General features: G+C 68.1%; 15 protein-coding genes. 4 read left to right on the top strand and 11 right to left on the bottom strand.

Translation table 11 applies throughout. From position 1 onward, the window contains the following. The first annotated feature begins 3 nt into the window (after window positions 1-3). Window positions 4-1,425 (top strand): APC family permease, encoded by a 1,422-nt coding sequence (locus tag ACFTWF_RS00525; protein ID WP_378459360.1) that lies wholly within the window; start codon window positions 4-6, stop codon window positions 1,423-1,425. 16 nt (window positions 1,426-1,441) lie between these two features. On the opposite strand, the gene ACFTWF_RS00520 is transcribed toward ACFTWF_RS00525, so the two are convergent. The 8 genes from ACFTWF_RS00520 to dxr all read right to left on the bottom strand — a co-directional run bounded on the left by ACFTWF_RS00520 (window position 1,442) and on the right by dxr (window position 9,216). After that, on the bottom strand, window positions 1,442-1,870 hold the full coding sequence (locus tag ACFTWF_RS00520) for an AraC family transcriptional regulator (RefSeq protein ID WP_378459359.1): 429 nt from the start codon (window positions 1,868-1,870) through the stop codon (window positions 1,442-1,444). Next, a complete protein-coding gene (locus tag ACFTWF_RS00515) occupies window positions 1,867-2,349 on the bottom strand; it encodes an effector binding domain-containing protein (protein ID WP_378459358.1) in 483 nt (160 codons plus the stop codon). The genes ACFTWF_RS00520 and ACFTWF_RS00515 overlap by 4 nt, the downstream gene beginning before the upstream one ends. A 1-nt stretch (window position 2,350) precedes the next feature. Continuing rightward, entirely contained in the window at window positions 2,351-2,677 is a 327-nt protein-coding gene (locus ACFTWF_RS00510; RefSeq protein WP_378459357.1) for a hypothetical protein, read from the bottom strand. A 155-nt stretch (window positions 2,678-2,832) separates the two neighbouring features. Continuing rightward, entirely contained in the window at window positions 2,833-4,647 is a 1,815-nt protein-coding gene (locus tag ACFTWF_RS00505; protein ID WP_378459770.1) for a penicillin-binding transpeptidase domain-containing protein, read from the bottom strand. A gap of 54 nt (window positions 4,648-4,701) precedes the next feature. Next, window positions 4,702-5,538 (bottom strand): GNAT family N-acetyltransferase, encoded by an 837-nt coding sequence (locus ACFTWF_RS00500; RefSeq protein WP_378459356.1) that lies wholly within the window; start codon window positions 5,536-5,538, stop codon window positions 4,702-4,704. A gap of 94 nt (window positions 5,539-5,632) precedes the next feature. Next, complete coding sequence (ispG, locus tag ACFTWF_RS00495) at window positions 5,633-6,790, bottom strand: flavodoxin-dependent (E)-4-hydroxy-3-methylbut-2-enyl-diphosphate synthase (RefSeq protein WP_378459355.1); 1,158 nt, start codon at window positions 6,788-6,790, stop codon at window positions 5,633-5,635. A 41-nt stretch (window positions 6,791-6,831) separates the two neighbouring features. Beyond that, on the bottom strand, window positions 6,832-8,052 hold the full coding sequence (locus ACFTWF_RS00490) for a M50 family metallopeptidase (protein ID WP_378459354.1): 1,221 nt from the start codon (window positions 8,050-8,052) through the stop codon (window positions 6,832-6,834). Between the two features lie 6 nt (window positions 8,053-8,058). Further along, window positions 8,059-9,216, bottom strand: a complete 1,158-nt coding sequence (gene dxr / locus ACFTWF_RS00485) for a 1-deoxy-D-xylulose-5-phosphate reductoisomerase (RefSeq protein WP_378459353.1) — start codon at window positions 9,214-9,216, stop codon at window positions 8,059-8,061. A 120-nt stretch (window positions 9,217-9,336) separates the two neighbouring features. On the opposite strand from dxr, the gene ACFTWF_RS00480 reads away from it, so the two are divergent. Beyond that, on the top strand, window positions 9,337-9,606 hold the full coding sequence (locus tag ACFTWF_RS00480; RefSeq protein ID WP_378459352.1) for a DUF2631 domain-containing protein: 270 nt from the start codon (window positions 9,337-9,339) through the stop codon (window positions 9,604-9,606). A gap of 75 nt (window positions 9,607-9,681) precedes the next feature. Here the strand turns inward: ACFTWF_RS00480 and rlmN are convergent, their stop codons facing one another. Then, window positions 9,682-10,791 carry a 23S rRNA (adenine(2503)-C(2))-methyltransferase RlmN gene (gene rlmN, locus ACFTWF_RS00475; protein ID WP_185729213.1) on the bottom strand — a complete coding sequence of 370 codons (1,110 nt, stop codon included), beginning with the start codon at window positions 10,789-10,791 and terminating at the stop codon, window positions 9,682-9,684. A 114-nt stretch (window positions 10,792-10,905) separates the two neighbouring features. On the opposite strand from rlmN, the gene ACFTWF_RS00470 reads away from it, so the two are divergent. Then, window positions 10,906-11,319 carry a lipopolysaccharide assembly LapA domain-containing protein gene (locus tag ACFTWF_RS00470; RefSeq protein ID WP_378459351.1) on the top strand — a complete coding sequence of 138 codons (414 nt, stop codon included), beginning with the start codon at window positions 10,906-10,908 and terminating at the stop codon, window positions 11,317-11,319. 83 nt (window positions 11,320-11,402) lie between these two features. Then, a complete protein-coding gene (locus ACFTWF_RS00465) occupies window positions 11,403-12,257 on the top strand; it encodes an HpcH/HpaI aldolase/citrate lyase family protein (RefSeq protein WP_378459350.1) in 855 nt (284 codons plus the stop codon). Between the two features lie 7 nt (window positions 12,258-12,264). Here ACFTWF_RS00465 and ACFTWF_RS00460 read toward each other — a convergent pair whose 3' ends face one another. Further along, window positions 12,265-12,966, bottom strand: coding sequence for a class I SAM-dependent methyltransferase (locus ACFTWF_RS00460; RefSeq protein ID WP_378459349.1), 702 nt, complete (start codon window positions 12,964-12,966; stop codon window positions 12,265-12,267). Window positions 12,967-12,976: 10 nt separating this feature from the next. Further along, complete coding sequence (locus ACFTWF_RS00455) at window positions 12,977-13,897, bottom strand: phosphatidate cytidylyltransferase (RefSeq protein ID WP_378459348.1); 921 nt, start codon at window positions 13,895-13,897, stop codon at window positions 12,977-12,979. Between the last annotated feature and the right edge of the window lie 23 nt (window positions 13,898-13,920).

Genomic DNA, 13,920 nt, shown 5'->3' with positions numbered 1-13,920 from the left:
GTCATGGGTTCGACAGCGGACGCGACGGATTCGAACGCAGCTGGTTCGAATTCGCCCGGACAGCCGAGCCTCAAGCGGGTGATGGGCCCGGGACTGCTCCTGTTGTTCATCGTCGGCGACATCCTGGGCACCGGGATCTACGCCCTCACCGGCAAGGTGGCCAATCAGGTCGGGGGCGCGGTATGGCTGCCGTTCCTGGTGGCGTTCGTCGTCGCCATGATCACGGCCTTCAGCTATCTGGAGCTGGTCACCAAATTCCCCAAAGCCGCCGGCGCCGCGCTGTACACGCACAAGGCGTTCGGGGTGCACTTCCTCACCTACATGGTCGCGTTCGCGGTGATGTGCTCGGGAATCACGTCCGCGTCGACGGCGTCCCGGGCCTTCGCCGCCAACTTCGTGGAAGCGTTCCATCTCGACTTCTCCACCGGAGTCGGCATCACCCTCCTCGGGCTGGCGTTCATGACGCTCGTCGGTCTCGTCAACTTCCGCGGGGTCAGCGAGAGCGTCAAGACCAACGTGGTGCTGACCTGCATCGAATTGTCCGGCCTCTTGATCATCATCATGATCGGCCTGTGGGCGCTCGGGGTGGGTGACGGCGACTTCTCCCGGGTGACCACGTTCGACACCGGCGACCGGTCGGCGCTCGGCGCGGTGATCGCCGGTACCGCCCTGGCCTTCTTCGCGATGGTCGGCTTCGAGGACTCGGTGAACATGGCCGAGGAATGCAAGGAACCGAGCCGCATCTTCCCCAAGGTCCTGTTGACGGGTCTGATCATCACGGGTGCCATCTACGTCTTCGTGTCGATCACGGCGATCGCGCTGGTGCCGGTGGCCGAACTCGGCGAGGGCGACACTCCGCTGCTGAAGGTCGTCCAGGCCGGGGCGCCCGGGTTCCCGATCGGCATCTTCGCGTTCATCACCATGTTCGCCGTTGCCAACACGGCGCTGATCAACATGCTGATGGCGAGCCGGTTGTTGTACGGGATGAGCCGCGAGGGCGTGCTGCCTCCCCCGCTCGGCAAGGTGCACGCCAGGCGCCGCACTCCGTACGTGGCCATCGTCTTCACGACGCTGCTCGCGTTCGGGCTCATCACGTTCGTCGGTGAGGTACCCGAACTCGGCGGCACGACCGCGTTGCTGCTGCTGTGCGTGTTCACCATCGTCAACATCACCGTGCTCGTCCTGCGCAGGCAACCGGTGGAGCACAAGCATTTCCGGGTGCCGACCATTCTGCCGGTCATCGGCGCGCTCACGTGCGGCTTCCTCGTCACGCCGTACGCCGACCGCCCGGCGGTGCAGTATCAGATCGCGGGCATCCTCCTCGGTATCGGTGTCGTGTTGTGGGCCGGGACCGTCCTCGTGAACAAGAGGCTCGGCAAGGGCGGTCCCGAAATCGATCCCGAGAAACTCGCCGAGCACGAGTGACCCGGCCGGTCGCCGGTCAGCGGAGCGAGAGGAACAGTTCCGCCGACCCGTCCGGATGGTGCACCTCGAGGTCCTCGGTGAAACCGCGTTCGATCCGGCCCCGGGCGGCCGCGTAGTCGGCGACGCTCCAGGTCTCGGCGAGCGCGTCCGGTTCGGTTTCGTCCTCGCAGCGGAATCGCGCGAAGTAACCGGGCCGCACCCGCACCAGAACGTCGCCCGGCTCCATCTTGTCGGTCGAATCGCACGGGTACCCGACCACCACGGTGAACGTCCGCGGCGGCGGGGATGCCGCGTACACGACGAAGACCTCGGAGATCCCCCGATCCCTGATCCGCTCCACCGTGTAGTCGACGAGTTCCCGGCCCGGCCGGGGACGTCCGGGCCTTCCGTCCGGGATGGTCAGTCCCACAAACGATTCGGCTTGCCTCTTCACTATCTCGATCATTTCTTCTCACCTGATGCGCTCGACGGACCGCGGGGCTCGTCCACGAGAATCGGAATGTACAGATCCACGGCGTAGGCGTGCGGATACGCCTCGAGGTCGCCGGTGTACGCCCGCTCGATGTCACCGTTCGACTCCGCCTCGCTCACCTGCGCCCACAGCCGCAGCATCACGTCGGGAAACATTCCCCGCGAGGAGAACTTGGCGTACGTGCCGGGCGGGATCCGTGAGACGACATGACCGCGCGTCGCGTCCGCCACGGTCGCGCACTGGTACCCGACGATCTGGGTGTAGTACGACTCGACGTCGGGCGCGAAATCGATGTAGGTGGACGCCAGCGGTCCGCCGACCTCGTGATGCAGGACCCTCGTCCACGCCCGGTCGAGGCGCGGGTCGCTCAGTTTGCCCAGCGCACGCTGGGGACTTCGGACGGGCAGACCGGCCACCAGGGTCTCGCCGCGCTCCATGATCTCGAAGGCCATGTCAGATCGCCGCCTCCAGAAGATGTGCGTCGCGAACGCCGACGCAGGGCACCCCTCGAGCCCGCGCCAGCTGCATCGCCATCGCATCCGATGGCGTGCAGAGTCCGTCCAGAACGTCCTCGGTCGCGATCGCGCAGACGACGTCGCCCTCACATTCACTGATCGATTCCATACCACGGTCGGAAGCCCACTGCCGCAACACAGCCCACTGCGTCCGCTCGGTGCCGGCGCCCGGATTCCCGACGAACAACACCCGACGCGTGCCGGTCGGTATCTCCGTGCAGTTCACGTCTGCGCTGATGGTCATCACGTCTGCACTGATGGTCATGGTCTGACTTCCTGTCCACGTTGGCTTTTCGATCCCGCCCGTGCGGGTTCTTCCGTCTGCAACCAACTATGGACCGTGCCGACGGCAGCGTCTGTCCGCCGATCGGCCCTGGAACAGGATGAATTCCGCGTCCCCCGATCGGCGGACAGCGGGTGTCAGTACCCTTCGGGCAGCGCGGCGAACATGTCGCGGGTGACGGCGACGGCGTTGTCGGAACTGCCGCCGCGCACCACGAGCGTCGCGAACGCGAGGTCGCCGCGGTAGCCGACGAACCAGGCGTGCGAGCCGCCCTCGACCTCGGCCTCACCGGTCTTGCCGTACACCTCGCCCTGATCCTCGATCCGCTCGGCGGTTCCGCTGGTCACCACGAGACGCATCATGCCGCGCAGTCCGTCGACCATCTCCGGGCTGATCTGCGGATGGTTCCCGTCGATCGTGGTCTCCCGCCCGGCGATCAACCGGGGCACGGGCGTCGAACCGTGGGCGATGGTCGCGGCGGCCAACGCCATCCCGAACGGGCTGACCACCACCTTGCCCTGACCGAACCCGTCCTCCGTCCGCTGCACCAGGTCGTCGGCGGGCGGTACCGAACCCGAGTCCGTGGGCAGGCCCACCACGTCGTAATCGGGGCCGATTCCGTATTGCGACGCCGCGACGGTCAGTGCGTCGGGCCGCATCTCGCTGGCGAGTTTCGCGAACGACGTGTTGCACGAGCGGGCGAATGCCGTGGCCATCGGCACGGTGCCGAGCGCGAACTCGTTGTAGTTCGGGACGCTGCGCTCTCCGATCTCGATGCGCCCGGGGCACGGCACCATCGTGTCGGGGGTCGCGAGGCCCGAGGAGATCGCGGCGCCGGCGGTGATGATCTTGAACGTCGAACCGGGCGGGTACAGACCGGTGAGGGCGACGGGACCGTCCCTGTCCGCCGCCTTGTTCTGCGCGACGGCGAGGACGTCGCCGGTCGACGGCTGGATGACGACCATCATCGTCTGGTCGGTGCGGGCGTTGACCGCATTCTGTGCCGCGATCTGAATCGGACGGTCGAGGCTGATCGAGAACGACGGGGACGTCTGCGGCGCGGTCTCGGTGAGCACGTCGGTGTCCACACCGTTCTGGTTGACGGTGACGACGCTCCACCCGGCCTTGCCGTCGACCTCGTCGATCACGGTCTTCTTCACCTGGCCGACCAGATCGGGGGCGAAGTTCCGGTCGGTGGCCACGAGATCTGCTTCGTCGGACACCGTCACACCGGGAACGGCGGCGAGGACGCCGGCGACTTGTTCGTAGTCGTCCGACCGAAGCCGGGTCACCAGATAGTCGCCCTTGACGGCCGTCGCGGATTCGGCGATCGACTGCGCCGTGAGGGTGTTGTCGAACGCGGCGAGAGCCGACGCGAGAGCCTGGGCGCTGCCGATCACGTTGCCCGACTGCGCCGCATCGAACTTCACGCGGTACACCACTCCGGGCACGAGAACGTCCGACCCGGAATGCTCGTTGACCCGTGCCCGGGGGGCGGCGGTGGAACGCAACGACATCGTCTGCCGGTCCCCCAGTCGCGGATGGACGTTGGTGGAACTCCACCGCACGGCCCAGTCGCCGCCGCGCCGCCCCATCTGGAGTTCTCCCGAGTACGTCCACACCCGATTCTTCGGCAGATGCCATTCGTAGGTGTACCCGACCGTGGCCGTGTCACCGCTGACGTGGACGTCCGTCGTCCGGGCGTCGAGAGATTCGGCCTGAAGCGACGTCCAAGCCGAGTCGAGGGTCTGGCGGGCGACATCGGGACGATCCGACAGATCGGCGGCCTGTTCCGAATCCTGCTCGGCGAAGGCGGTGAGGAACGCCTGCGCGGCCGGTTCCGGACCGTCCGGTCTCGGCGTGCACGCCGTCAGACCTATCGTCAGCACAGCGGCGCCACAGAGGGCGATCGACTGGACGACACGGAAGCGAGGATGTGGCCGCAGGTTCATCGCCGCCCATGTTATGTCGGCGGACACCGCCGACACGGTAGGCGGCCCAGCGAGTCAGTCCAGGAGAATTGTGGCGAACGTCGCGACCTGGCTGAAGCCGATGCGCGCGTATGCGCTGCGGGCCACGGTGTTGAAGCTGTTGACGTAGAGGCTGGCGATGCGGCCCTCCGCGATGACGGCCTCCGCGACCGTCGCGGTGCCCGCGGCACCGAAGCCGTGCCCGCGGTACATCGGATGCACCCAGACCCCCTGGATCTGGCCGACCCGGGACGACACCGACCCCACCTCGGCCTTGAACACCACCTGACCGTCGTCGAATCGCGCCCACGCCCGGCCTGCAGCGATCAGGTTGGCGACGCGGCGGCGGTACCCCCGCCCCCCGTCGTTGGCGCGGGGGTCGATGCCGACCTCCTCGATGAACATCGCGACCGCGGCGGGCAGGTACTGCTCGAGTTCGTGCATCCGCACCTGCCGGACCAACGGATCCGGGCGGCACTGCGGCGTGCTCGCCAGCGCCAGCAGCGGCTGGTCTGCCCGCACCTCGCGGGCCGGCCCCCAATCCATCTCGAGCATCTCCCACAGCGGCAGCGTCAACTCGGCCCGGCCGACCAGCGACGAGCACATGCGCGGCGTGCGGCAGGCCCGGTCGGCGAACGCCCGCATGTCGTCGATGCTGCCGCGGAGCGGCACGAAATTCGCGCCCGAGAAACACAACGATTCGAGCGGCCCGCCCCGACTCCACAACTCTCCGTGGATCATCCGGGGATCGACGCCGCCCTCTTCGACACGAGCGGCGACCATGCAGGTGGCGACAGGATCGGCGTCGAGAACGCGAAGCACGTGTGCCGCGTCCCGACTGCTCAACTGTTTGGCACCGAGGAGCTTGAGCATCTACCCAACCTTGTCAGCTAGTGGACCTGCCCACCAGATTGCCACGAACTCGCCGGAAACGGGAGACGTTTCGCTGCCCGCTGCCGGTGCCGGGTCAGCTGACCGTCACGACGGGTGATCCGGACGTCGAATCGCCCTCCATCTCCTCCGCGATCCGCATCGCTTCCTCGATCAGGGTTTCGACGATCTGCGCTTCCGGCACGGTCTTGATGACCTTGCCCTTGACGAAGATCTGGCCCTTGCCGTTGCCGGACGCGACCCCCAGGTCGGCTTCGCGGGCTTCACCGGGACCGTTGACGACGCACCCCATGACGGCGACGCGCAGCGGGATCTCCATCCCTTCGAGTCCGGCGGTGACCTCGTCGGCGAGGGTGTACACGTCGACCTGGGCTCGCCCGCACGACGGGCAGGACACGATCTCGAGCTTGCGGGGACGCAGGTTCAGCGACTGCAGGATCTGCGTGCCGACCTTGATCTCCTCGGCGGGCGGCGCGGACAGCGACACGCGGATGGTGTCGCCGATGCCCTCGGCGAGCAGGGCGCCGAACGCCACCGCCGACTTGATGGTGCCCTGGAACGCGGGACCGGCCTCGGTCACCCCGAGATGCAGCGGGTAGTCGCATTTCGCGGCGAGCTGCCGGTAGGCCTCGACCATGATCACCGGGTCGTTGTGCTTCACGGAGATCTTGATGTCGCCGAACCCGTGTTCCTCGAACAGGCCGGCCTCCCACAGCGCGGACTCTACGAGCGCTTCGGGGGTCGCCTTGCCGTACTTCTGCATCAGCCGCGGGTCGAGGGAACCGGCGTTGACGCCGATGCGGATCGGGATGCCCGCGTCGCCCGCCGCCTTCGCGACCTCCTTGACGCGTCCGTCGAACTCCTTGATGTTGCCGGGGTTGACGCGGACCGCCGCGCAGCCCGCCTCGATGGCGGCGAAGATGTACCGGGGCTGGAAGTGGATGTCGGCGATGACCGGGATCTGGCTCTTCTTCGCGATGGTCGCGAGTGCGTCGGCGTCCTCCTGCCGGGGGCAGGCGACGCGGACGATGTCGCAGCCGGACGCCGTGAGTTCGGCGATCTGCTGCAGGGTGGCGTTGACGTCGTGGGTCTTGGTGGTGCACATCGACTGCACGGATACCGGGAAGTCGCTGCCGACACCGACCGTTCCGACCTGGAGCTGGCGGGTCTTGCGACGGGGTGCGAGAACGGCGGCCGGGCCTTCGGGCATTCCCAATCCGACAGGGCTGGTCACGTGGGTGCCTTCTTTCGTAGCTTCGAGACCGAGTTTAGCGATCACTGGAAGAGCTTGATCGGGTTGACGATGTCGGCGGTGAGGGTGAGGAGCATGTACGCGCCGCCGATGACGATCACCACATAGGTGACGGGCAGCAGCTTCAGGTAGTCGACGGGTCCACCGCCCGGCAGGCCGCGCCTGGCGCGGAACCAGTCCCGGACCCGTTCGTAGAGGGTGACCGCCATGTGTCCGCCGTCGAGCGGCAGCAGGGGCAGGATGTTGAACATCCCGAGGAAGAAGTTCAGGCTCGCGAGCAGCAGCACGAACGCTTCCCAGATGCCCTGTTCAGCGATCTGCCCGCCGATGACGCTCGCGCCGTACACCGAGATCGGGGTCTCGGGGTCGCGTTCGCCGCCGGTCACGGCGTGCCACAGGTCGACGGCCTTGCTCGGCATCTGGACCAGCCGCTCGGCGGTCATCACGAACATGTCGCCGGTGAACTCGAACGAGGCGGGCACCGCCGAGAGGGCCGAGTGCTCGACGACGCTCGGGGTCGCTCCGATGCCGATGGCGCCGACCGTCGCCTCGTGGGGTTCGGTGTCCCCCTTCTCCTGGACCCAGCGCTGCACCTGCTGGACCGGGACGACGATCGTCTGCTCCTCACCGTCGCGTTCGATCGTGAAGTCGACCGGACCGGACAGTGAGCGCGTAGCGGCGGCCACGTCGGCGAAGGTGGCGGTGTCCTTGCCGTCGACCGCGGTGATGACGTCGCCGGTGCGGATCCCCGCCTGCTCGGCGGGTCCGGGACCGGTGCACTCGGACAGCGCGTAGTCGGGACCGGGGCCCTGGCTCGGCGCGGCGCACCCCACCGACCCGACCACCGCGTCGGTGGACCGGTTGAGGTCGGGTAGTCCCCACCCGACGGCGAGGACATAGACCAGGACGAGTCCGAGGACGAAGTTCATGCCGATGCCGCCGGACATCACCGCGAGGCGCTTCCACGTCGGCTTCTTGTACATCGCCCGGTCTTCTTCGTCCGGTTCGAGCTCGTCCAGCGCCGTCATGCCGGCGATGTCGCAGAAGCCGCCGAGGGGCAGCGCCTTGAGCCCGTATTCGGTCTCACCGCGGCGGAACGAGAAGATCTTGGGTCCGAAACCGATGAAGTACCGGCGGACCTTCATGCCGGTGGCCTGCGCCACCCACATGTGACCCGCTTCGTGAAGCGCGATCGACAGCGCGATCCCGAGGGCGAAGAGAACAACGCCCACTGCGAACACCATGCAGTTCTAGCCTTCCTGCTTCACGAGCTGTCGTGCTCGATCACGTGCCCAGCCGTCGGCGGCCAGTACGTCTTCCACGGTAGCCGGTGGAGCCGCCCACTCGTCCGCCTCGGACAGCACGGAGGCGACGGTGCGGACGATGCGCGGGAACCGGATGATCCCGTCCAAGAATGCCTGAGCCGCGACCTCGTTGGCAGCGTTGTAGACGGCGGTGAGGCATCCGCCACGTTTCCCCGCCTCCCGGGCGAGATCCACGGCGGGGAACACCGTCGCGTCGAGTGGCTCGAACTCCCAGGTGGACGCCGTGCTGAAGTCGCAGGCCGGAGCCGCGCCCGCGACGCGGTGCGGCCAGCCGAGCGCGAGGGCGATCGGAAGTTTCATGTCGGGCGGGCTTGCCTGCGCCAGCGTCGAGCCGTCGGTGAACGTCACCATCGAATGCACGATCGACTGCGGGTGGACGGTGACGTCGATCCGGTCGTAGTCGACGCCGAACAGCAGGTGGGTCTCGATCAGCTCGAGCCCCTTGTTGACGAGTGTCGCGGAGTTCAGCGTGTTCATCGGTCCCATCGACCACGTGGGGTGGGCGCCCGCCTGCTCGGGTGTCACCCAGTCGAGCCGGTCGGTCGTCCACCCGCGGAACGGGCCGCCCGAGGCCGTGAGGACCAGCCGGTCCACCTCGTCCGCGCTGCCGCCGCGCAGACACTGGGCCAGCGCGGAATGCTCGGAGTCGACCGGCACGATCTGGCCCGGCGCCCCGGCGGCGGTCACCAGCGGCCCGCCGGCGACGAGCGACTCCTTGTTGGCGAGCGCGAGCCGGGCACCGGACTCGAGCGCGGCCAGCGTGGGCTCGAGTCCCAGAGACCCGACGAGAGCATTGAGCACGACGTCCGCTTCCGTGGCGCGGACCAGCTCGGTGACCGCGTCGGGACCGCTCAGCACCCCCGGCAGATCCAGCGCCGCCGCAGCCCCCGGATCCGCGACCGCGACGGACGACACCCCCGTCTCCCGGATCTGCTGCGCCAGCAGGTCGACGTTTCCGCCGCCCGCCGCGAGCCCCACCACCGTGAACTTGTCCGGGTTGGCGGCCACCACCTCCAACGCCTGGGTGCCGATCGAACCTGTGCTGCCGAGCAGCAGGACGCGAGTGGGCCTGTTTTCATCCACCCACCCATTGTTCCTGATGCACAGCGGACTGCCCGCCACGGATGGCCCCACTACATACGACGGGCAGTCGTATGTCACGATATGTCGAGTAGCGCAACCGAATCTGCAGGAGGATCGATCGTGGCCGGTACCCAGTTGGAGCCCTCGTCCAGCGACCCCATCGTGGCCGCACACATCGACACCGCGGAGGTCCCGTCGGCCGCGTGGGGCTGGAGCGGTGAGGCGCCCAAGACGTTCCGCTTCCTCGGATGGTTCTTCGCCGTGTTCCTGCTGCTCATGATGATCGGCAACCACACCGGCAAGGTCGAGGACCTGTGGCTGTTCGGCTGCGCGGCCCTGATGGTCGTGATCCTCGTGCGCGACATCGTCCTGCGGCGCAAGCCCCGGTAACACCCGAACCACGACGAACCCCTCGCCCTGATTCCCCGGGGCGAGGGGTTCGTCGTTTCCGGCGACCGCGCGAGCTCAGTTCTCGGCGGCGAGCTGGCCGCAGGCGGCGGCGATCTCCTGGCCGCGGGTGTCCCGCACGGTGCAGGACACACCCTGCGCCAGGACGCGCCGGACGAATTCCTTCTCCACCGGCTTCGGGCTCGCATCCCACTCGCTGCCCGGGGTGGGATTCAGCGGGATCAGGTTCACGTGCACCAGCGGGCCGAGGGCCTTGCGGAGTTTCTTGCCGAGCAGGTCGGCGCGCCACGGCTGATCGTTGACGTCCCGGATCAGCGCGTACTCGATCGACACCCGGCGGCCGGACTTGTCCGCGTAGTAGCGGGCGGCGTCGAGGACCTCCGCCACCGACCAGCGGTTGTTCACCGGGACCAGGGTGTCGCGCAGTTCGTCGTCCGGCGTGTGCAGCGACACCGCCAGCGTCACGCTGAGGTCTTCGTCTGCGAGCTTGCGGATCGCGGGGGCCAGACCCACCGTCGACACCGTCACCGACCGTTGCGACAACCCGAGTCCGTCCGGGGCCGGCGAGGTGATGCGGCGCACCGCGGCGACGACCCGCTTGTAGTTGGCGAGCGGCTCCCCCATGCCCATGAACACCACGTTCGACAACCGGCCCGGACCGCCGTGGACGTCCCCGTCGCGGAGTGCGGCCGCGGCGGCACGCACCTGGTCGACGATCTCGGCGGTCGACAGGTTGCGCTGCAGCCCGCCCTGACCGGTCGCGCAGAACGGGCACGCCATACCGCACCCCGCCTGACTGGAGATACACAGTGTGGCGCGGTCCGGGTAGCGCATCAGGACGCTTTCGAGCAGAGTGCCGTCGTTCGCCTTCCAGAGCGTCTTCCGGGTGTCGCCGTTGTCGCACGCGAGATGCTTGACGGGCGTCAGGAGCGTCGGGAAGAGCGCGGACCCCACCTGCTCGCGCACGGCGGCGGGGAGATCGGTCATCTTCTCCGGATCCGCCTCGAGCCGCGCGTAGTACTGCCGGGCCAGCTGGTCGGCCCGGAACCCGGGCAGACCCAGCTCCTTGACGGCCTCCCGCCGCTCGGTGGAGTCGAGGTCCGCGAGATGCCGAGGGGGCATCCCACGCCGGGGCGCGGTGAAAACGAGGGGAAGCGAGACAGCCATAGTTTCTCCATTGTCCCATTGATTCGGGGGTCGTTGTCGTGCGGATGCCTGATCGACGTTGTTTCGCCGCCCGATGCGCCTGCGGAACCCGCCCAGGTGGGTGAAGATCAACTCATGTCGACAACACCGGACGACCCCTCGAACTTCCCACCGGACGTCCCGGCCGGCCGTGGTCCCGGTACCGGACCGGTGCCCACCGATCCGTCGCACCCCGACACCGTGTCCGCGGGAACCGAGCATCCCGACGTGGCCCGCCGCAAGGGCATCAAGCACACGCGGGTGGGCGCCACCTGGACCGGCCTGGTGATCGGAATCATTGTCCTGGTACTGCTTCTCGTGTTCATCCTGCAGAACCTCGACAGCGTGACCCTCGAATTGTTCGCGTGGGATTTCACTCTCCCGCTGGGCGTCACGCTGTTGTTCGCAGCCATCGCGGGCGCGGTCATCATGGCCCTGGCGGGCGGTGTCCGCATCCTCCAGATCCGCCGGGCCGCCAACCGTCAGCGGCGTCTGAACAGTAATTTCTAACTGAACAATAGTTACGCAAGTGGATTGTGTGGACACCGAGCGAGCAGAATCATTGTCGTGGATATCACCGGAACGGCACGACTGTGAAGGCCGACATGGAGACGACTGTGGCACCGCGTATCGCGGCCGAGCAAGCACGATCCTGGCTGCTGGTTCCCGCCGGCAAGCCCGAGGGATTCGAGGCGGCACATGTGAGCGCCGCCGACGCGGTGATCCTCGACCTCGAGGACGCCGTCACTCCCGACCGCAAGCCCCGGGCCCGCGCGGACGTCGTCGCCTGGCTCGGCGAGAACCGCCGAGCGTGGGTGCGGATCAACGACGCCACCACCCCCTACTGGGCCGACGACCTGGCAGCCCTGAACGGAGTTCCGGGTCTCGAAGGCGTCATGCTCGCCAAGACCGAGAGCGGCATGCAGGTCGACGCCACGGCCGAACGACTCCCCGACGGCACCAAGGTGCTCGCCCTCGTCGAGTCCGCGGTCGGGCTCGAGGCCGCACCGGAGATCGCCCGGACCGACGCCACGTTCCGGCTCGCATTCGGCAGCGGCGACTTCCGCCGCGACACCGGGATGGACGATTCGCCGTTGGCGATGGCCTATCCCCGTGCGCGGCTGACGGTCGCCAGTCGTGCCGCCCGGATCGCACCGCCGATCGACGGGCCCACCCTCGGCACCGACGTCGACGCCCTGGTCCGCGCGTCGGCGCTCACCCTGTCGATGGGGATGAGCGGCAAGCTGTGCATGACCATCGCGCAGACGGCGCCGGTCAACGACGCCCTGAGCCCGTCCCCCGCCGAGGCGGAATGGGCGCGGGACGTGATCGCGGATCTGGGCGAGGACGGTTCCCGGGTGCGGGACGGCAGCGACCTCCCCAAGCTGGCGAAGGCCAAGAAGATCAACGCGCTCGCGAAGCTCTTCCACATCGCGCCGCGGGAGTAGCAGCGCGTCAGACGATCTCGAGACCGGCGGGCTTTCGGCGGACGTGGACGCGGTAGCGCACGTCGAGGGCCACGCCGGGTGTCTGCGCGAACGCCGCCGACGCGGTCTTCTTGCTGAATTCGATACCGAGGACCCCGCGCAGTGATTCCCGGTCGGGGAAGAGCCATCGCGTCTCCACGCGTACCAGGTCGAACCCCTGGGCGGTGAAGAATGCCTCGACGGACGGCGGGTGGTACTGCGGCAGGTCGGCGCGCATCCATTCGCCGTACGGGTGGGCCGTCGCGTCGAGATCGACGACGACGAGCGCGCCGCCGGGGCGCAGGACGCGCATGGCCTCCCGAATTCCGCGGCCGCAGCCGGGACCGAAGAAGTACGCGGTCCGCGCGTGCACGACGTCCACGCTCGCATCACCCAGGGGTATGCCCTCGGCCGAGCCGTCGAGCACCCGGACGTTCGGCAACTGCTCCACCCGTGCGCGGGCACGGTCCAGCAGCGGCGGATGCGGCTCGATTCCGAAGACCGTCGCCGCAGACTCGGCGAAGACCGGGAGGTGGAACCCCGAGCCGCAGCCCACGTCCGCAACGGTGCCGCCCGTCCAGTCCGCGACCCGGCGCAGGTGCCGGAAGATCGCCCCGTCCACGTCCTGGGCACGATTCTCGATCTCGTACTGCTCCGGCCAGTGCCAGATGTTGGGGCTGGGGATGGTCACGGCCGAGCGGTCACACGAGGACCGTGAGCACCAGCCACGTCACGAACGCCGACGGCAGCAAGGAATCCAGGCGGTCCATGATCCCGCCGTGGCCGGGCAGCAGCGTACCCATGTCCTTGATGCGCAGCTCCCGCTTGACCTGGGATTCGATGAGGTCGCCCAGCGTGGCAGTGATCACGAGGACGACGCCGAGGAGCACACCGATCATCGAGTTCTCGTCGAGGATCAGGGTGACGGTGAGCAGGCTGCCGATGACGCAGAACAGCAGCGAACCGAAGAACCCTTCCCACGACTTCTTGGGGCTGATCGCCGGCACCATGGGATGTTTGCCGAACAGCACACCCGCCGCGTAGCCGCCCACATCGGAACAGACCACGCCGATCATCAGGCACAACACCCGGCCAGCGCCGTCGTCCTGCAACACCATCAGAACGGCGAACGACGCCAGCAGCGGGATCCAGGAGGCCACGAACACGGTGATCGCGGTGTCGCGCAGGAAGTTCTGCGGCGTCGCCTTCAGCCCGTGGTCGAACAGCCGCCAGACCATGCAGACCAGCACAGTTCCCGCGAAGGCACTGAGCACACCGACGGGGCCGAACGGCCACCCGAGCCACAGGATGGCCTGCCCGCCGGCGAGCAGCGGAATCCGGGGGGCACTGATGCCGGCCTCGCGGAGCCGCTTCGTGACCTCCCAGGTGGCGACGGCCATCGCGACCGCCACCACCCCGATCCACACGAGCGGCACATAGACGAGGATCAGGATCAGCGCGACGCCGAGACCGACGCCCACACCGATCGCCGCGGGGAGGTTTCGACCGGCCTTCGACTTCGCGGCCGCCTCCGGCGCGGGCTTACCCTCCGAGACCGGTCCCGAGGGATCGCCCTCGGATAGGGGTCCCCCTGGGGTCCCGTGTTCTGCTGGCACGGTCACTGTCCCCGATCCACTCCTCGTCT

The organism is Rhodococcus sp. NPDC056960 (genome assembly GCF_042674125.1).
Lineage (GTDB): Bacteria > Actinomycetota > Actinomycetes > Mycobacteriales > Mycobacteriaceae > Rhodococcus_F.
The sequence above is the reverse complement of the archived record's forward strand: the minus strand, read 5'-3'. Positions and strand labels throughout refer to the sequence as shown.